19 protein-coding genes are annotated in these 15,791 nt (G+C 70.6%); 9 read left to right on the top strand and 10 right to left on the bottom strand.

What is annotated here, in order from left to right; genetic code table 11:
• The first annotated feature begins 74 nt into the window (after positions 1–74).
• Complete coding sequence (locus ABJD39_RS06775; protein ID WP_348613328.1) at positions 75–776, top strand: Sjogren's syndrome/scleroderma autoantigen 1 family protein; 702 nt, start codon at positions 75–77, stop codon at positions 774–776.
• Positions 777–806: 30 nt separating this feature from the next.
• On the opposite strand, the gene ABJD39_RS06770 is transcribed toward ABJD39_RS06775, so the two are convergent.
• The 3 genes from ABJD39_RS06770 to ABJD39_RS06760 form a co-directional block, all read right to left on the bottom strand.
• Complete coding sequence (locus ABJD39_RS06770) at positions 807–3,344, bottom strand: DEAD/DEAH box helicase (RefSeq protein ID WP_348613326.1); 2,538 nt, start codon at positions 3,342–3,344, stop codon at positions 807–809.
• 301 nt (positions 3,345–3,645) lie between these two features.
• Entirely contained in the window at positions 3,646–3,795 is a 150-nt protein-coding gene (locus ABJD39_RS06765; protein WP_348613324.1) for a hypothetical protein, read from the bottom strand.
• A 97-nt stretch (positions 3,796–3,892) separates the two neighbouring features.
• On the bottom strand, positions 3,893–4,135 hold the full coding sequence (locus ABJD39_RS06760) for a ferredoxin (RefSeq protein ID WP_348613322.1): 243 nt from the start codon (positions 4,133–4,135) through the stop codon (positions 3,893–3,895).
• A gap of 123 nt (positions 4,136–4,258) precedes the next feature.
• Here ABJD39_RS06760 and rpiA point away from each other — a divergent pair, with 123 nt between their 5' ends.
• The gene (rpiA, locus tag ABJD39_RS06755) at positions 4,259–4,954 is read left to right on the top strand and encodes a ribose-5-phosphate isomerase RpiA (protein ID WP_348613320.1); all 696 of its coding nucleotides are present in this window, start codon (positions 4,259–4,261) and stop codon (positions 4,952–4,954) included.
• Positions 4,955–5,041: 87 nt separating this feature from the next.
• Here rpiA and ABJD39_RS06750 read toward each other — a convergent pair whose 3' ends face one another.
• Complete coding sequence (locus ABJD39_RS06750; protein ID WP_073308856.1) at positions 5,042–5,209, bottom strand: DUF1931 domain-containing protein; 168 nt, start codon at positions 5,207–5,209, stop codon at positions 5,042–5,044.
• 153 nt (positions 5,210–5,362) lie between these two features.
• On the opposite strand from ABJD39_RS06750, the gene larB reads away from it, so the two are divergent.
• From larB to ABJD39_RS06735, 3 genes are all read left to right on the top strand, one after another.
• On the top strand, positions 5,363–6,139 hold the full coding sequence (larB, locus tag ABJD39_RS06745; protein ID WP_348613317.1) for a nickel pincer cofactor biosynthesis protein LarB: 777 nt from the start codon (positions 5,363–5,365) through the stop codon (positions 6,137–6,139).
• 113 nt (positions 6,140–6,252) lie between these two features.
• Positions 6,253–6,405: a DUF7563 family protein gene (locus ABJD39_RS06740; RefSeq protein WP_348613315.1), complete on the top strand. Its 153-nt coding sequence runs from the start codon at positions 6,253–6,255 to the stop codon at positions 6,403–6,405.
• Between the two features lie 236 nt (positions 6,406–6,641).
• Positions 6,642–6,869, top strand: a complete 228-nt coding sequence (locus ABJD39_RS06735) for a GIY-YIG nuclease family protein (RefSeq protein ID WP_348613721.1) — start codon at positions 6,642–6,644, stop codon at positions 6,867–6,869.
• A 20-nt stretch (positions 6,870–6,889) separates the two neighbouring features.
• Here ABJD39_RS06735 and ABJD39_RS06730 read toward each other — a convergent pair whose 3' ends face one another.
• A complete protein-coding gene (locus ABJD39_RS06730) occupies positions 6,890–7,267 on the bottom strand; it encodes a hypothetical protein (protein ID WP_348613313.1) in 378 nt (125 codons plus the stop codon).
• Between the two features lie 41 nt (positions 7,268–7,308).
• Positions 7,309–7,929 (bottom strand): NADPH-dependent FMN reductase, encoded by a 621-nt coding sequence (locus ABJD39_RS06725; protein ID WP_348613311.1) that lies wholly within the window; start codon positions 7,927–7,929, stop codon positions 7,309–7,311.
• Between the two features lie 149 nt (positions 7,930–8,078).
• On the opposite strand from ABJD39_RS06725, the gene ABJD39_RS06720 reads away from it, so the two are divergent.
• Together ABJD39_RS06720 and ABJD39_RS06715 are read left to right on the top strand one after the other, a co-directional pair.
• Complete coding sequence (locus tag ABJD39_RS06720) at positions 8,079–9,482, top strand: phosphoglucomutase/phosphomannomutase family protein (protein ID WP_348613309.1); 1,404 nt, start codon at positions 8,079–8,081, stop codon at positions 9,480–9,482.
• Between the two features lie 108 nt (positions 9,483–9,590).
• Positions 9,591–10,898: an alkaline phosphatase family protein gene (locus ABJD39_RS06715; protein WP_348613307.1), complete on the top strand. Its 1,308-nt coding sequence runs from the start codon at positions 9,591–9,593 to the stop codon at positions 10,896–10,898.
• 14 nt (positions 10,899–10,912) lie between these two features.
• Here ABJD39_RS06715 and ABJD39_RS06710 read toward each other — a convergent pair whose 3' ends face one another.
• Positions 10,913–11,395 carry a GNAT family N-acetyltransferase gene (locus tag ABJD39_RS06710; protein WP_348613305.1) on the bottom strand — a complete coding sequence of 161 codons (483 nt, stop codon included), beginning with the start codon at positions 11,393–11,395 and terminating at the stop codon, positions 10,913–10,915.
• On the bottom strand, positions 11,392–11,592 hold the full coding sequence (gene samp2, locus ABJD39_RS06705; RefSeq protein ID WP_348613303.1) for a ubiquitin-like small modifier protein SAMP2: 201 nt from the start codon (positions 11,590–11,592) through the stop codon (positions 11,392–11,394). Before samp2 ends, ABJD39_RS06710 begins: the two co-directional genes overlap by 4 nt.
• 134 nt (positions 11,593–11,726) lie before the next feature.
• On the opposite strand from samp2, the gene ABJD39_RS06700 reads away from it, so the two are divergent.
• Entirely contained in the window at positions 11,727–12,713 is a 987-nt protein-coding gene (locus ABJD39_RS06700) for a replication factor C small subunit (protein WP_348613301.1), read from the top strand.
• A 55-nt stretch (positions 12,714–12,768) separates the two neighbouring features.
• Here ABJD39_RS06700 and ABJD39_RS06695 read toward each other — a convergent pair whose 3' ends face one another.
• Positions 12,769–13,734: a cation diffusion facilitator family transporter gene (locus ABJD39_RS06695; RefSeq protein WP_348613299.1), complete on the bottom strand. Its 966-nt coding sequence runs from the start codon at positions 13,732–13,734 to the stop codon at positions 12,769–12,771.
• A gap of 164 nt (positions 13,735–13,898) precedes the next feature.
• Between ABJD39_RS06695 and ABJD39_RS06690 the strand changes: the two genes are divergently transcribed.
• Complete coding sequence (locus ABJD39_RS06690) at positions 13,899–14,417, top strand: metallophosphoesterase (protein ID WP_348613297.1); 519 nt, start codon at positions 13,899–13,901, stop codon at positions 14,415–14,417.
• Positions 14,418–14,815: 398 nt separating this feature from the next.
• On the opposite strand, the gene ABJD39_RS06685 is transcribed toward ABJD39_RS06690, so the two are convergent.
• Positions 14,816–15,682, bottom strand: coding sequence for an ArsR/SmtB family transcription factor (locus ABJD39_RS06685; protein ID WP_348613295.1), 867 nt, complete (start codon positions 15,680–15,682; stop codon positions 14,816–14,818).
• Between the last annotated feature and the right edge of the window lie 109 nt (positions 15,683–15,791).

Below are 15,791 nucleotides of genomic sequence, written 5' to 3'. Positions count from 1 at the left end.
CTCGCGGGGTCGGGGCCGCCGCCGCATCGGCGGCCGTCGCTGACTTTTTCGCCGCTCGTGCCCACCCCTCGGACATGAGCGACACCGCCGAGGACGACTCCGGCTTCGACAAGGAGGCCGAACGGGAGAAGCTCCGCGAGAAGTTCGCCCGCGACGAGGAGAAGCGTGAGTCCACCCGCCGGATGAGCGAACTCCTGCTCAAGGGCGCGACGATGACGAACTCCCACTGCGACGCCTGCGGGTCGCCCGTCTTCCGACAGAACGGACAGGAGTTCTGTCCGGAGTGTGACGGCGGCGACGGCGGGTCGAGCGAGGATGCCGCCGCGGCCCGGGAGGAGGGAGCCTCGGCACCGGACGAGAGGGATGCCGCAGCCGGTACCGCACCCGACCCGAAAGTTGGCTCCGCCCCCGCCTCCGAACCCGGGGAAACAGATCCGACGGCGCGGACCGGTCCGACGGACGGATCGGCCCCCGCCGATGCGACCGCCGGCGACGCCTCCGGCGCTCACGACTACACGGGCACGGAGACACGATCGACCGCGGACCCGACGCGACAGTCGGGGACGCCGCAGCCGGCGGACGCGACCCGAGCGGCCGCCACGACTTCCGCCGCCGACACCGGAGACGACGCGCTCGCCGCCGCCGGCGACGCGCTGGCGACGACACTCCGGCAGCACGCCGAGGCCGCCCGCGACGCGACCGATCCACGGACGGCGACCGCGCATCTCGAAGCCGCCCGTGAAGCGGCCGACGCGCTCGCCGCGCTGCGTCGCTGACGGCGATCGGCCGTCCCGGGAGCGCTCAGTTCACTCCGGGTAGTTGCTCCCGATGACCTCGCGGATGCGCTCGGCGGTCACCTGCCCGACGCCGGACACCTCCAGCAGGTCCTCCTCGCGGGCGCACATCACTGCCTCGACGGTGCCGAAGTGCTCCAGCAGCGCCCGCGAGGTGACGGGGCCGATGTCCGCGATCGACGAGACGACGTACTCCTGTTGCTCGGCGAGCGTCTTCGCGCCCTTCTCGCCGTGCGCTGACACCTCGCGGTCGTTCTCCTCCTGTTCGCGCCGGGCGATCACCTCCAGCAGGTCGGCAGTGTCGGCCTCGTCCTCGGTCCGAAGGACGCTCGCGTCGAAGTCGATCGCCAGCGACGACAGCGCGCCACGGACGGCGTTCGGGTGGACGTTGCGCTCGCCGTAGAGGTCCTCGCCCTCGATGATCACGACGGGCCGGGCGTACGCGCGGGCGGTGTCTCTCACCTGTTCGAACATCGAGCGGTCGCCGCCGACGAGCGTGTCGAGGAAGTCCGCGACCGACTTTCGCTCGACGGCGACGCGGTCGGAGAGCACGTAGTCGCCGACCTCCAGCGTCTCCAGCCGGGTGGTGATCCCCTCGCGGGTGGAGAGATCGCGCGCGATGGTCGACTCGAGCTCGCGCTGGTCGATGACGATCTCGGTGCCGTCGGCGTCGGTCCCGGCGGTGGCGACGACGCCGTCGTCGGCGTCGGGTCCGTTCTCGTCGCCGTCGGCGTCGCTGGCGTCGTCTGTCGTCGCCTCGTCGTCGCTCTCGGTCGTGTCGCCGTCGGGCTCGAAGTCCGTCAACCCGGGCTGGCCGTTCGTGGCGGCGACCGCGGACGTCGAGGCGGTCGCGGTGCCGGCGTCGCTGTCTTCGCTGCTGGCGCTTCGATCGCCCGTCTCGCGGGTCGTTTCACTCCCCGCTTGTCCGTTCGAGGCCTCGCTTTTCTCGGCCTTGCCCTCGAACTCCTCCAACCCGGCCTGTCCGTCGTCGAGTTCGTCCGTCAACTCGTCGGCGACGCCCTTCAGTTCGCGCAGTTCGTTCTCCATCTCCTTCTCGCGGCGCCGCGAGATCCAGAAGAACGCCTCGTCGCGCGTGTCGTTGGCGAGGAGAACGACCACCTCGCCCTCCGCCTGCCGGCCGGTCCGGCCCTTCCGCTGGATGGAGCGGATCGCTGTCGGGACCGGCTCGAAGAACAGGACCAGATCGACCTCCGGCACGTCCAGCCCCTCCTCGGCGACGCTGGTGGAGACGAGCACCTCGAACTCCCCGGCGCGGAAGGCGTCGAGCGTCTCCTGTTGCTCCTTTTGCGTCATCCCGTCGGAGCCCTCCTTGTCGCCCTGCCCGACGAACCGTCGGGTGTCGAAGGAGGCAGAGAGGAACTCGGTGAGCGCCTCGGCGGTGTCCCTGGACTCGGTGAACACGATGACGCGCTCGCCGCCGCCGATGCCGAGCGTCTGTGCGAGCAGTACCCGCGTGCGCCGGAACTTCGGGTGAAGGTCGTCGAAGCTCTCGGCCTTGCGCATCGCCTCTCTCACTTTTGGCTCGGAGACCATCCGCTGGCTCGCCTTCGAGGCGCCCGACGAGCGCGCGGCGTTGCGCTGGCGCTCGAAGTACCGGCATAGCGCCTCCACGCTTTGCGTCTCGACCAGTTCGACCGCCCGCCGGAGCTTCATCACCTCCGCGTGCACCGACATCCCGGTGTAGGCGTCGGAATCACCGCCGTCCATCATGCGCTGGAGCTCCCCGCGCATCTTGTTGAGGTCCTTCTGGGAGACGTCCGGCTGGGTGGTGTTCGTGACTCCCAACTCCTTCAGGCTCTCCAGCCTGTCCGTGATCACTTCGTTGAGCGCGTCGCGGATCTCGACGATCGGCTCCGGGAGGTCGATGCGCTCCCACTGCACGTCGGTGTCGTGGGTGTACTCGCCCACGTCGGCGTCGTCCTCGGTCATCACCTCCACTTGGTCGATGCCGAGGTTCTCACACACCGCCGTGATCTCCTCGCGGTCGCCGCCGGGCGAGGCGGACATCCCGGTCACGAGCGGCTGCTCGGCGTCGGCGTGGTAGCGCTCGGCGATGTAGACGTACGCGTAGTCGCCGCTCGCGCGGTGGCACTCGTCGAACGTCAGGTGGGTCACGTCCGCGAGCGAGATCCGGTTGCCGACGAGGTCGTTCTCGACGACCTGCGGGGTGGCGATGACGATGCTCGCGCTCTCCCACAGTTCGGCGCGGTCGTCGGGCCGGACCTCCCCGGTGAACACGACTATCTCCTCGTCGGCGATGTCCAGCGCCTCGCGGTAGAAGTCCGCGTGCTGCTGGACAAGGGGTTTCGTCGGCGCCAGGAACAGCGCCTTTCCCCCGGTCTCGTACAGCCGGTGGGCGGTGACGAGCAGCGAAACGGTCGTCTTTCCGAGGCCGGTCGGGAGGCACACGAGCGTGTGGCCCTCGCGGGCGGTCGCCGCCAGCTCCGTCTGGTAGCGGCGGTCCTCGATGAACCCCTCGACGAGCAGGGGATGATCGACGTACTCGGTCTCCGCGGCGGCCTCGGCCATCGCTCACACTTGCGCCTCACGCGGGGTAAACCTTCGCGAACCGCGGCGGAAGTGAAACCCGCCGCGTCGCGACCCGGAGGGCCGGCTCAGCGCTCCTCGCGCGGACGGAACTCGAGCCGACGCTCGTCGCACGCCGTCTCGGGCACCGACTCCTCGAGGAGCGCGGCCCACTCCGTGATGTGACAGCGGTCGGATGTCATCGGTCGGGCCAACACGAGGATCCCTGATAATCGTTTCTCGCGTTCTCAATCGCTCGGGGGCGGACGGCCGCTTCTTATCGGGGGCCTTCCGGACGGCCCTCTCAGACGCCCTGTCGCGCGTCTATCCACGTGACGACGGCGACGTGCGACAGCGTCAGCACCGCGATGGCGACGAGAGACACCGAGAGCAGCGTCTCCGATCCGACTGAGGGCCGCGGCGCGACCGCCCGCGGCGAGTACCGTGCGCGCATCCGGGTCGAGCAGTTCCAGCCGGGCGACGTGGCGAACCGCGTGCCAGAAACAGACCGTGTGCCGTCCGCAGTCGAGCGGTTGCGGCCGCCGTCCCCGTCAGATCAGCTGCTCGCCGTCGTCGTCGTACAGTCGGATCGCGTCGACCGGACAGGTGCGTGCGGCGAACTTCGCGTCCAGCTCCTCGCCATCCGGTACCTCCAGCGAGAACACGTCCTCGTCGGTCTCCTCGCTGCCGACGAGCGCCGCCTTCCCGGCGTCCCTGTCCGTCTCGAAGGCGTCCCACTCGGCCACACACTGGTACATCCCGACGCAGACGTCGCGGTCGAACTCGACGTGCATACCCTGCCCTCGTCGCCGGCGCTCCTAACGTCTTCGTCCCGGCGCGCCACGCGTCGGGGCGGACGCGCCGTGCGCCCGTCTCGACGGGCAAGCGTTTTGCGCGCCCCGGTGGAGCACCCGGACATGAAGAACACCGCGGGGACGGAGGCGGCGAAGCGTGCGGCCGGTGAGGCGGCCGCCGCCGAGGTTCGCGACGGCGACGTGGTCGGCCTCGGTACCGGCTCGACGGCCGCACACGCGATCCGCGACCTCGGGGAGCGGGTGACCGAGGGGCTCGACATCGAGAGCGTCGCCACGTCCTACCAGTCGCGGGCGCTCGCCAAGGAGGTCGGGATCCCGTTGCTGTCGCTGTCGGACGTGGCCCGAGTCGACCTCGCGATCGACGGCGCCGATCAGGTCGCCCTCGGGGCGAACGCGCTCGTGAAGGGCGGGGGCGCCGCCCACGCCCGCGAGAAGGTGGTCGCGTCGGCCGCCGACCGCTTCCTCGTCGTCGCCGACGACTCGAAGCTCGCGGATCCGCTCGAATATCCGGTGCCCGTCGAGGTGCTGCCGGACGCGCTCGCCCGCGTCGAGCGGGCGGTCCGCGACGCCGGCGGCGACCCCTCGCTCCGGGCCGCAGAGCGCAAGGACGGCCCGGTGATCACCGACAACGGAAACCTCGTGTTCGACTGCGACTTCGGCGCCGTCGAGGAGCCCGCGTCGCTGGCACGGACGCTGTCGGGGGTCGCGGGCGTCGTCGAACACGGGCTGTTCGTCGGGATGGGCGACGCGGTGTTCGTCGGCGACGACGACGGCGATGTGACTCGGCGGTCGCTGTGACAGTCAGGGGGGACTCGACGAGCGGCCGATCACGACGGCGCCGCGGCTACGCGGTCGCTGAAAGAAGTGGAGGAACGTCGGCCGAGTTTACAGGTCGCGCGGCTGGACCGTCTTCCGGTCGTTCTCCTCGGCGCGGCGGGCGGCGTCCTCGAGCAGCTCCTCGACTTCCCCGTCGAGTGCGTCGTAGAAATCGGACGCGACGTTCTTCTCCTCGAGGTACTCCTTAACGGCTGCCTTGACGATGAGGTCTGCCATGCAACCGGGTTTTCCCGATGCCTCCTTATAAGGTTTCCCAAGTTAACCCGCGAGGCGGGGCCCCTCGCGGCCGCTCACGGGGGTTTCCGACTCCGAGTTTATATACTGTCCCCGGTCGGAGGGTTCGAGTCGCTCCGTCGCGCAGGTGCGGGCATGCGCGAAACGCTGGAGGCGGTCGCCGCAGGCGAGCTCACACCCGCACAGGCGGAGGCGGCGCTGCGCGGCTACGCGACCACGGAGGCCGGCCGGTTCGACGCCGCACGTGAGCATCGCCGCGGGATCCCCGAGGGGATACTCGCGGAGGGGAAGACGCCCGCCGAGGTGGCGGCGATGGCCGACGCCGCCGTCGACTCGACGGGGCGCGCGCTCGTCACGCGCGCGGACGACGACGCCGCCGAGCAGGTGCGCACCTACATGGACCAGGAGCACCCCGAGGCGACGGTCGAACGGGACGCCCGTGCGCGCACCGTCGTCGTTCACGCGGCCGACTACGAGCCGCCCGGCGTCGACGCCGACGTGGTCGTCGTCTCCGGCGGCACCGCCGACGCCCACGCCGCGCGCGAGGCGGCCGTCGTCGCCGGCGAGGCCGGCCCCCGCGTCGAGACGATCGAGGACGTGGGCGTCGCGAACCTCACGCGCGTCCTCGACGAGATCGACACGCTCCGGTCGGCCGACGTGCTCGTCGTCGCCGCCGGGCGGGAGGCGACGCTCCCGACGCTCGTCGCCGGACTGGTCGGCGCGCCCGTGATCGGTCTGCCCACGTCGACGGGGTACGGCGTCGGCGGCGACGGCGTCGCGGCGCTGTTGGGACTGCTCCAGTCGTGTACCGTGCTGTCGGTGGTGAACGTCGACGCCGGCTTCGTCGCCGGGACGCAGGCCGGCCTGATCGCGCTCGGCGTCGACGGTTCCTCCAACGAGTCGGATCGTTGACCGGCCGATTCGGCGCCGCTGCACGCCGCTGCCCGCCGTGTGAGCCGTGAAAGGGTATATGTGTCATGCTCCCGTATGACTGTTACCGGCAGCGGTGGATGCCGGTCGATCACATGCCACGCTGCGACCACTGCGGGTCGCACGTATCCGACCGCTTCGCCCGCGTGTTCAGCGACGAACGCGGGAACCTGAACGCGTGCCCGTCCTGCTCCGCGAACGCGGGCATCGCCGAAGCGGCACGAGAGCGGACCCGCGCAGACGACTGAACCGCGCCGCGACCACCTCACCGCGCCGCGACGGCCACCACCCATCCGTCCCCCGTTCCCCCGCGGACTCGGGACCGGCGGCGCCGTGCCGCACCGCGTCAGTTTTTCACCCGTGCCTCGAATCCCGTCCCGTGAGCGATCGAGATCCGACCGGCGACGGCGTCGGCGACGACTCCGAACGCGTCGAGGGGCCCGACAGCGTCGACGGCGTCGCCGTCCCGACGGCCGACCACTACGTGTACGTCCTCGAGTGTGCGGACAGTTCGCTGTACACCGGCTACACGACCGACGTGGTCCGCCGAGTCGCCGAGCACGACGCCGGCGAGGGCGCGAAGTACACCCGCGGGCGGACGCCCGTCGAGTTGGTCCACGTCGAGGCGTTCGACTCGAAGTCCGAGGCGATGAGCCGGGAGTACGCGATCAAACAGCGGTCGCGCCGGGAGAAGGAGTCGTTGGTCGACTGACCGCGCTCGCGTCGGCCCCGCTACGTCGCGCTCGCGACGATTGCCACCGTCGCCTCCCCCTCGATCTCGACGTCGACAGCCCGAAGCCCGCTCCCGTCGATCGACTCCGACCACTCCTCGCCGGCCATCGTGATCCGGACGGTGTACGTCGCGTTCGGTTCCGCGACCTCAAACTCCCCGGTACTCCGGGCTCCCGGTTCCAGCGACTCCTCCATCGAGAGCAGCGGATCTCGGGAACCGTCCGTCGTCACCGTCAGGCCGTACTCGCGGACGGCGTCGCTCGCGTTCGTGACCTCGACGGGGACCGAGTCGGGCTGGCCGCCGATACCGCGGCTACAGCCGGCGAGGGTCGCGACTACGGAGGCGACCGCAGCCGAGACCGCTCTCCTGCGCCACATGCGTCCGCCTCCACACGACGGGGAAATAAGTCGACCGTTCCCTACTCGGGAACGTCGAGGAACTCGTCCTTGTGGCCGGCGTAGTGGGCGATCCGGCGGCCAAGCTTCTCGGTGCGCTCGCGCAAGTCGTCGTCGACGAACTCGTAACGCGTCTCCGACCCCGCTGCCCCTGCCGGCGGGTGCTCCCCGTCGTCCCACCGCTCGAAACGATTGCGTGCGTTGCGGATCCCGACTTGGAGCGGCGCGACCCAGCCGTGGACGCCGCGGATCGTCGCGCGCATGTGTTCGAGCGTGCCGCCGTAGGAGCCGCCGCCGGCGACGGCGAACAGGCCGACGACGGTGTCCTCGTACTCGTCGAAGCTGCACCAGTCGTGAAACGAGCGGAACGCCGAGGAGTACGAGTCGTGGTACACCGGGGAGCACAGCAGCACGCCGTCGGCGCGGCGCATCCGCGCGAGCAGGTCGGGTACGTCGCCGGCGTCGGCGGCGTCCACGTCCGGGTGATACAGCGGAACGTCGAGTTCGGGGTCGCCGAGGTCGATGAAGTCCGGCTCGGCGCCGTACTCGGTGGCCGCGTCGAGGGCGTACTGCAGCGTCGCCCGGCCGTAGCTCCCGTCGCGCCGCGAGCCGTTCACGGCGAGGACGGTGGGCGTCTGCGACATGCCCAAGGGTTCCCGGGCGCGCGCAAAAGCCCGTCGGGTCGCGGCGGCGGTCCGGGGCGGTCGCGGCGGCGGTTCGACGGCCGGGAGGCTCTCCCGCGGTCCGATCGCCGGCACCCGGGTTTTTGCCGTCCGGCGCCGACGCCTCGCGCATGGACGAGATCTCCTTCGGAACCGACGGGTGGCGCGCCACCCTCGACACGTTCACCGACCGACGCGTCCGGGTCGTCGGCCAGGCCGTCGCCGACACGCTCGCCGAGTCGGAGGCCGACGGCTCCGAGCGCCCCGTGATCGTCGGCTACGACGCCCGCCCGACCTCCGAGGGGTTCGCCGAGTCGCTCGCCGAGGTGCTCGCGGGCAACGGTTTCGACGTGCTCCTTCCCGAGCGCGACTGCCCGACGCCGCTCGTCGCACACGCCATCGTCGAACGCGACGCCGCGGGCGCGATGATGGTGACTGCCTCGCACAACCCGCCGGAGTACAATGGCGTGAAGTTCATCCCGGACGACGGCGCGCCCGCGCTGCCTGAGGTCACCGAGCGCATCGAGGCGAACCTTCGCGAACCCGCCCTCGACGCCGCCGGGACCGCCGACGAGGGCGACATCCGACGCGTCGACCTCGTGACGCCCCACGCCGAGCACGCACGCGACCTCGTCGCCGGCGAGGGGGGGACGCTCGACCTCTCGGGGCTGACGGTCGCGTACGACGCGATGCACGGTAGCGGCCGCGGCGTCACCGACGCGCTCCTGGAATCCGCGGGCGCGGAGATCGAGCGCATCCGCTGTGAGCGCGACCCCGAGTTCGGCGGCGGGTCGCCGGAGCCCTCGGCGGAGAACCTGAAGGAACTCGCCGCGCACGTCCGGGAGGGCGACGCGGATCTGGGGATCGCCAACGACGGCGACGCCGACCGTCTGGCGGTCGTAACGCCCGAGCGCGGCCACCTCGACGAGAACCTCTTCTTCGCGGCGACGTACGACCACCTCCTCGAGGACGACTCCGGACCCGCGATCCGCACCGTCTCCACGACCTTCCTGATCGACCGCATCGCCGAGGCGCACGGCGAGGAGGTGTACGAGACCGCGGTCGGGTTCAAGTGGGTCGCGCAGGCGATGGGCGAGCACGACGCGCTGATTGGCGGCGAGGAGTCCGGCGGCTTCTCCGTCCGCGGGCACGTCCGTGAGAAGGACGGCGTGTTGATGGCGCTGCTCGCGGCGGTCGCCGCCGGCGAGGAGTCGTACGACGACCGTGTCGACCGACTGGCGGCCGAACACGGCCGCATCGTCGCCGACAAGGTGAGCGTCGACTGCCCCGACAGCGAGAAGGCGCGCGTCATCGACGACCTCGCCGATCACATCCCCGACGAGGTCGCCGGCGAGGCGGTGGCCGACGTGGTGACGGTGGACGGCTTCAAGCTCCTGCTCGCGGACGGTTCGTGGCTGCTCGTGCGCCCGTCCGGAACCGAGCCGAAGATGCGCGTGTACGCCGAGTCGGGGTCCGAAGCGGACACGGCGGCTATCCTTGCGGACGGTCGCGAACTGGTCGAGCCGCTGGTCTGAGAGCGCGGCGCTCGTCCGGAGCCTGCCGCCCGGCCGCGGGTCGTCGTCGCTTCCTCGACCGATCGTCGGATCCCTGGGTTTGACGGCGAAGTCGTCGCTACGGCCGACATGTTCGACAACGAGGTCGCCGCCCGCATCCGCGACGACCGCGAGCGCGACGGCTCCCTCTTCCCCGACTACGGCCGGTACTGCTTCGCCGGCGTCCCCGCGACCCTCGGCGGGGTGCTCGGCGTCGACCTCCCGGGCGACCCGCTCCCGGACGACGTCGTCGCCGACGTTCCCGGTCTCGCCGGCACCGCCCCCGGCGACGACGCCGATTACGACCGCGTCTGTCACGTGCTCGTCGACGGCTTCGGCTACGAGCAGTGGCGCCGCGAGGTCGCCGCCGGACGCGCGCCCGACTGGATATCCGACCTCGCCGAGACCGCCGGGGTGACGCCGCTCACGTCCGTGTATCCCTCGGAGACCGCGGCGGCGATCACGACCGTCCACACCGGCCGAACGCCCGCTGAACACGGCGTGATCGGCTGGGACATGTACCTCCCCGAGGTCGACCACGTGATCCAGACGCTGCCGTTCACCGCCAAGTCCGGCAAACCGGCCGACGAGGCGTACGGCGTCGACGCCGGCGACATCTTCGCGGGCGGATCGATATACGAGACCCTGGCGGCGGAGGGCGTCGATTCGGTCACCGTCCAGCCGACGAAGGCGGCGACGGGCGCCTATTCCGCGCACGCGCTCGCCGGCGCCGACTCCCGCGGGTACGAGGACCTCGACGGCTTCCGGTCGCTACTGACCGAGGCGCTCGCCGAGTCCGACCCCGGTACCTACTGCTACGCGTACCTCTCGAACGTGGACGGCGCGGCCCACGAGGCCGGCACCGACTCCGACCACTACCGGGAGACGCTGAGCGCCGTCGCGGACGCCGTCGCGACGGCGCTGGCGGGCGTTCCCGACGAGGTCGCCGACTCGACACTGTTCGTGCTCACTGCGGACCACGGCCACGTCGACACCGATCCCGAGACCAACGTCGACATCTGGGAGCACGACTTCCTCACCGACCGCATGCGCCGCTACGGGACCGGCGACCCGCTCCCGCCGGTCGGCGGCGCGCGCAACGTCCACCTCCACCTGCGGCCCGGGACGACCGAGGAGGTGATCGAGTACCTCGATCGGACCTTCGACGGACGGGCGTTCACCCGAGAGGAGGCCCTCGATCGGGAGCTGTTCGGCGACCGCGGCGTCTCCGATCGGTTCCGCCGCCGCTGCGGCGACGTGGTGTTCGTCCACCGTCGGAAGGCGGTCTGGCGCGGCGACGAGCCGGAGAAGCTCGGCTACGTCGGTTGGCACGGCGGACTGACGCCCGAGGAGATGGTGACGCCGTTCGCGGCCGCGCCGCTGTCGGACGTGATCTGATCTGACCGCGGCGGTCACCGCGTCACGTCCGGGTCGGCCGGGAGCGTCCCGAACAGTCGGTCGTCGCGCTCCTCCACCTCGAACCCGAGCGCCTCGTAGAACGGCCGAACCTGCGGTCGGAACGTCGCCGTCAGCGGCGCGTCGGTTCGCTCGGCCGCCGCCGCGACGAGCGCGGCGCCGACGCCGTCGGCCCGCCGGTGTTTGCGCACCGCGACCGCCTCGATGCGGGTGTCGTCGAGCACGAGCGCGCCGACCACGTCGGGCGATTCGGCTCCGATCCCTTCGTCCACTGCGACCAGCGCGTCGCCGCCGGCGACGCGGTCGGGGAGGTTCGCCGGAACGGTCAACATCGCCGCGTCGAGGAGGTGCCTGATGGCTTCCATCTCGTCCCCGCGGGCGGTCCGGATCGACACGTCGGTATCGGGGATGGTGTCGCCGTCGGGACTGGTGCCGACGTCCGCACCTCGGTTCGACGTGCCATCGTCGCCGTCGGTCATCCGCCCTTGATCAGCCTGAGCACCTTGACCTCGCTTGCCTCGACTGGGGCGTCCTCCGGGACCGGGTTCCCGTCGACGAGCACGGTCACCTCGTGGGGGGAGTAGCCGGTCGCCCGGCACACGTCGGCGTAGGTCGCGTCGGCCGCGAGCGAGAGGGTCTGGGTCCCCTCGCCGACGACCTCGCAGGTCACGTCCATGTCCGCAGTCGCCGCCGCGCGGTTTTCAGCGTTGCCGTCGCGTGTGGACGAGGCGGTCGACGCCAGCCCCCGGTCGTGGATCGCCGGGTCGATATCTCGGGGCGTTTATCCCCCCGGGCCGCCGACCACCGTCCATGAGCGAGGCCGACGACGGCGAGGCCGAGTCCTCCCCCGGGCGGGAGGTCTGGATCGAGAAGTACCGCCCGCAGACGCTGGAGGACGTGTACGGACACGAGCAGATCGTCTCCCGACTCCGCAGTTACATCGAGCAGGACGACCTGCCGCACCTATTATTTGCAGGTCCTGCTGGGGTGGGAAAAACAACGTCGGCGGTCGCCATCGCCAAGACGATCTACGGCGACGACTGGCGGACGAACTTCCTCGAACTCAACGCCTCCGACCAGCGCGGCATCGACGTGGTCAGGGACAGAATCAAGAACTTCGCGCGCACGTCGTTCGGCGGCCACGACTACCGGATCATCTTCCTCGACGAGGCCGACTCCCTCACCGACGACGCGCAGTCGGCGCTGCGGCGCACGATGGAGCAGTTCTCCGACAACACGCGGTTCATCCTCTCGTGTAACTACTCCTCGAAGATCATCGACCCGATCCAGTCGCGGTGTGCGGTGTTCCGCTTCTCGCCGCTCTCCGACGAAGCCGTCGAGGCGCAGGTGCGTGACATCGCCGCCGATCAGGACATCGAGATAACCGACGCCGGGCTCGACGCGCTGGTGTACGCCGCCAACGGCGACATGCGCCGCGCGATCAACTCCCTACAGGCGGCCGCGACGACCGGCGAGATCGTCGACGAGCAGGCCGTCTACGAGATCACCGCGACAGCCCGACCGGAAGAGATCGAGGCGATGGTCGAGGACGCGCTCGCGGGCGACTTCTCGAAGTCGCGGGCGACGCTCGACACGCTGCTCACCGAGACCGGGATGGCCGGCGGCGACATCATCGACCAGCTCCACCGGTCGGTGTGGGAGTTCGGGCTCTCGGACCGGGAGGCGGTGCGGCTGATGGAGCGCATCGGGGAGACCGACTTTCGCATCACCGAGGGCGCCAACGAGCAGGTGCAGTTAGAGGCGCTGTTGGCGTCGTTGGCACTGGCGAACGAATAGGCTGCGAGGGGTTTTCGCGTTCGTATCGGGTTCGACTCCGCCCGCGAGCGGCGACTCACACCTCCGGTTCGATGTAGACGATCCCGACGCGGTCGTCCATCTCCCGGAGCGTCGCCTCGATCTGTGTGATGTCCTCGTCGACGCCGCGGGCGGCCGCGTCGCCGTCGAAGCTCACGTCGGCGGTGACGAGCGCCTCGCCGGGGCCGACGAACACCGTCCGGAACCCGTCGATGTGGACGACGCCGTCGTGCTCGGCGATCGCCGTCCTCAGATCCTCCTCCACGTCCGCCGGCAGCGACTCGCCGAGGATGAGCCGTTTGTTCTCCCACGCCAGCGCGACCGCGAAGAACATCAGGAGCGCGCCGATGACCACCGAGGCGATCGCGTCGAAGATCGGCATCTCCAGGAACCGCGCGAGCGAGATACCGACGAGCGCGATGACGGCGCCGGCGAGCGCGATGGCGTCCTCGGTGAACGCGGTGAGCGTGGTCACGTCGCTGGTCTTCGAGAACGCCTCACGGAGCCCGGACCAGCCGTAGGTCTCGATCTGTCGGTTCAACTCCGCGCGCGCCTTCTCGAACGCGTAGACCTCGAACAGGATGGCGCCGAGGAGGACGGTGACGTTGATCCAGAACGGGTCGACCGGCATCAGCTCGGTGAAGTTGATCCCGGCGAGGATCACGTCCGCCCGCTCGCCGCCGTGGGCGGGGTGCATGATCGCCTCGTATCCGTGGTTCAGCGACTCCCACCCGGCGATGCCGAACAGGAGCACGGAGACGAGAAACGCGTAGAAGAACTGCGCCTTGCCGTAGCCGAACGGGTGCGCCCGGTTCGCCTTCCTGCTCGAGTAGCGGATGCCGATGAGGAGGAACACCTGGTTTCCGGTGTCGGAGATCGAGTGATACGTCTCCGAGAGCATCGACGGCGACCCGGTGAGCAGGAAGCCGAAGAACTTCAGCACCGCGATGGCGCCGTTGGCGATCAGCGCGGCGATGACGACGGATCTGCTTCCTCCAGCCATTGCCGATATGTCTCCGTCGACCGTAATCAACCCCATGGAGCACGGCGGACAACTTCTTCCGAGCGCACCGCATCGCCGTCGTCGGCGTCGACACCGCCTTGTCGACGCCGCCGGCGACGGTGGGCTCCCGAACCGTTAGTATCGGCCGTCCCGACCGCATCGGTATGCTCGTGGTCATCTCCGACACGCACGCTACCGACGGCCATCAGCTCCGCGGACGGACCCTCGACGCGGTCCGGGAGGCCGACGCCGTGATCCACGCGGGCGACTTCTCTCGCGAGGCGGTGCTCGACGACCTCCAGCGCGAGGCATCGACGGTGTACGGCGTCACCGGCAACAACGACGACGACGCGCTGCGCAAGCGGCTGCCCCGCGAGCGCGTCGTCGGCTACGAGGGCGCGACCGTCGCGGTGCGGCACCGGTCGCGAAGCGGCGCGACCGGCCTCGTCATGTTCGGTCGCGAGCGCGACGCGGACCTCGTCGTCTTCGGCCACAGTCACCGTCCCGAGTTCGATGATTCCGGGGAGATACCGCTGCTCAACCCGGGAAGTTACGCCCAACCGAGAGGAAATCGCCCGGCACACGCCGAGGTGACACGGACCGAGGAGGGACTCTCCGGGGAACTCGTGACCCCCGACGGCGAGGTGTTCGAGCGGTTCTCCGTCCCGATACGGTCGCCGTGAGATCGCTCGGACCGGGCCGGTCGAGACGTGTGCCGGGGGAGTCGAAACATGCGTCGTGACGGTCGAGAAGCGCGTGACGGAACCGTCTCGCTCGTGTCAGTCGCGTCAACGGGGACCGGGTTCCCGGGCCGCCGGCCGCCCGCGCACCCGTTCGGGGGTGTCGGGGGAGACGGTAGCTGGTGGCGACTCGGGCGCGGCGGTTGGAGGGCCGATGCGGGAACCGCGAACGGAGGGCCGGCGCGCCACCGGGAACCGGTACCAGTTCATAACAACCCTCGTGTCAAGTACTTTCTCTATGGTCAAACGCCGTTTTTAGTCACCGCGCCGGCGGCCCGGACGAACGAACGGACGAACGGACGAACAGACGAACGGACAAACTGACGAACGGAGGCCGCGGCTCACGCGCCGCCGCGACGGCGGGCGACAACCGCGACGACCGCGAGCGCGAGCAACCCCCCGCACAGGAACAAGAATCCCGGCGAGGCGGCGAGCTGGTCGATCAGCGTCGGTCCGGCGTCGCCGGCGACGGCGTACGTCGTCTCGCGCGCCAACTCGGTCGCGGTCGACTCGGGCGCCGGCGACGCCGTCGGAGCGGGCGTCGCCGTCTCCGCGGCGGTTTCGGTCGCCTCCTGGATACCCATTCCGCCATCGTCCGCGGACTCGGTGGGCGTCGGCGTCGCCGCGTCGTCGGCGGCTGCCTCGGTGACCGTCGTGTTCGTCGACTCGACGCTCACGTCGGTGCCATCGCCGCCCGAGGCCCCGCCGGCGCCGTCCGCGCCGCCGGCCGAGCCGAACCCGACCGTGGGCGCGAACGGACCGTCGAGGACGGTCTCGACGACGACGGCGCCGAGTCCGACGGCGCCGATCCCGCCGAGCAGGCGACTGAGCGTCGCGCGGATGCCCGACGCCTCGGACTCGGGGCCGGCCACGAGCACGAGCGGCCCGTCGGCGGGGGCGTACACGTCCATCTCGCGGCCCTTCTGGGAGTAGACGGTGTCGACCACCTCGACGACGCCCGCCTCGCGCAGGCGCTTCAGGTGGTACTGGGTGTTCTGCAGCGACGTGTCGACGCGGTCGGCCACGTCGCTGGCGGGGCCGGGGCTGTCGTGGAGGGCGGAGAGGATCGCGCGGGCGGTGTCCGACGACAGCGCCGCGAGGACGGCGTCGGCGTCGTCGCCGTCGACGCCGATCACCCGCGGGTCGCGGTCGCCGTCGTCGTCGCCGCGGGACCACGGCCCGCCGATCCCCGGGATGGAGGAGGGCATGTCGGCCATTCGTCGTTCCTCTTTCGCGGTGGAGTTGGTAAGCCTTCCGTGCGACGTGCTCACGGGGCCGATCCCGCCCGGAGGATCCCGGGCGATCGAGCGCGTCCCT

The sequence above is a fragment of the Halobaculum rarum genome, assembly GCF_040025155.1.
Lineage (GTDB): Archaea > Halobacteriota > Halobacteria > Halobacteriales > Haloferacaceae > Halobaculum > Halobaculum rarum.
This window is presented reverse-complemented; position numbering and strand designations above follow the sequence as displayed.

Bases quoted from the DNA above. Each gene is read 5' to 3' on its own strand.
- ABJD39_RS06750 (WP_073308856.1), bottom strand. From the start codon at position 5,209: ATGGCAGACCTCATCGTCAAGGCAGCCGTTAAGGAGTACCTCGAGGAG.
- ABJD39_RS06685 (WP_348613295.1), bottom strand. From the start codon at position 15,682: ATGCCCTCCTCCATCCCGGGGATCGGCGGGCCGTGGTCCCGCGGCGAC.
- ABJD39_RS06775 (WP_348613328.1), top strand. From the start codon at position 75: ATGAGCGACACCGCCGAGGACGACTCCGGCTTCGACAAGGAGGCCGAA.
- ABJD39_RS06710 (WP_348613305.1), bottom strand. From the start codon at position 11,395: ATGACCGACGGCGACGATGGCACGTCGAACCGAGGTGCGGACGTCGGC.
- ABJD39_RS06695 (WP_348613299.1), bottom strand. From the start codon at position 13,734: ATGGCTGGAGGAAGCAGATCCGTCGTCATCGCCGCGCTGATCGCCAAC.
- ABJD39_RS06700 (WP_348613301.1), top strand. From the start codon at position 11,727: ATGAGCGAGGCCGACGACGGCGAGGCCGAGTCCTCCCCCGGGCGGGAG.
- ABJD39_RS06690 (WP_348613297.1), top strand. From the start codon at position 13,899: ATGCTCGTGGTCATCTCCGACACGCACGCTACCGACGGCCATCAGCTC.
- ABJD39_RS06740 (WP_348613315.1), top strand. From the start codon at position 6,253: ATGCCACGCTGCGACCACTGCGGGTCGCACGTATCCGACCGCTTCGCC.
- ABJD39_RS06730 (WP_348613313.1), bottom strand. From the start codon at position 7,267: ATGTGGCGCAGGAGAGCGGTCTCGGCTGCGGTCGCCTCCGTAGTCGCG.
- ABJD39_RS06720 (WP_348613309.1), top strand. From the start codon at position 8,079: ATGGACGAGATCTCCTTCGGAACCGACGGGTGGCGCGCCACCCTCGAC.
- larB (WP_348613317.1), top strand. From the start codon at position 5,363: ATGCGCGAAACGCTGGAGGCGGTCGCCGCAGGCGAGCTCACACCCGCA.
- ABJD39_RS06770 (WP_348613326.1), bottom strand. From the start codon at position 3,344: ATGGCCGAGGCCGCCGCGGAGACCGAGTACGTCGATCATCCCCTGCTC.
- samp2 (WP_348613303.1), bottom strand. From the start codon at position 11,592: ATGGACGTGACCTGCGAGGTCGTCGGCGAGGGGACCCAGACCCTCTCG.
- rpiA (WP_348613320.1), top strand. From the start codon at position 4,259: ATGAAGAACACCGCGGGGACGGAGGCGGCGAAGCGTGCGGCCGGTGAG.
- ABJD39_RS06760 (WP_348613322.1), bottom strand. From the start codon at position 4,135: ATGCACGTCGAGTTCGACCGCGACGTCTGCGTCGGGATGTACCAGTGT.
- ABJD39_RS06765 (WP_348613324.1), bottom strand. From the start codon at position 3,795: ATGCGCGCACGGTACTCGCCGCGGGCGGTCGCGCCGCGGCCCTCAGTC.
- ABJD39_RS06725 (WP_348613311.1), bottom strand. From the start codon at position 7,929: ATGTCGCAGACGCCCACCGTCCTCGCCGTGAACGGCTCGCGGCGCGAC.
- ABJD39_RS06715 (WP_348613307.1), top strand. From the start codon at position 9,591: ATGTTCGACAACGAGGTCGCCGCCCGCATCCGCGACGACCGCGAGCGC.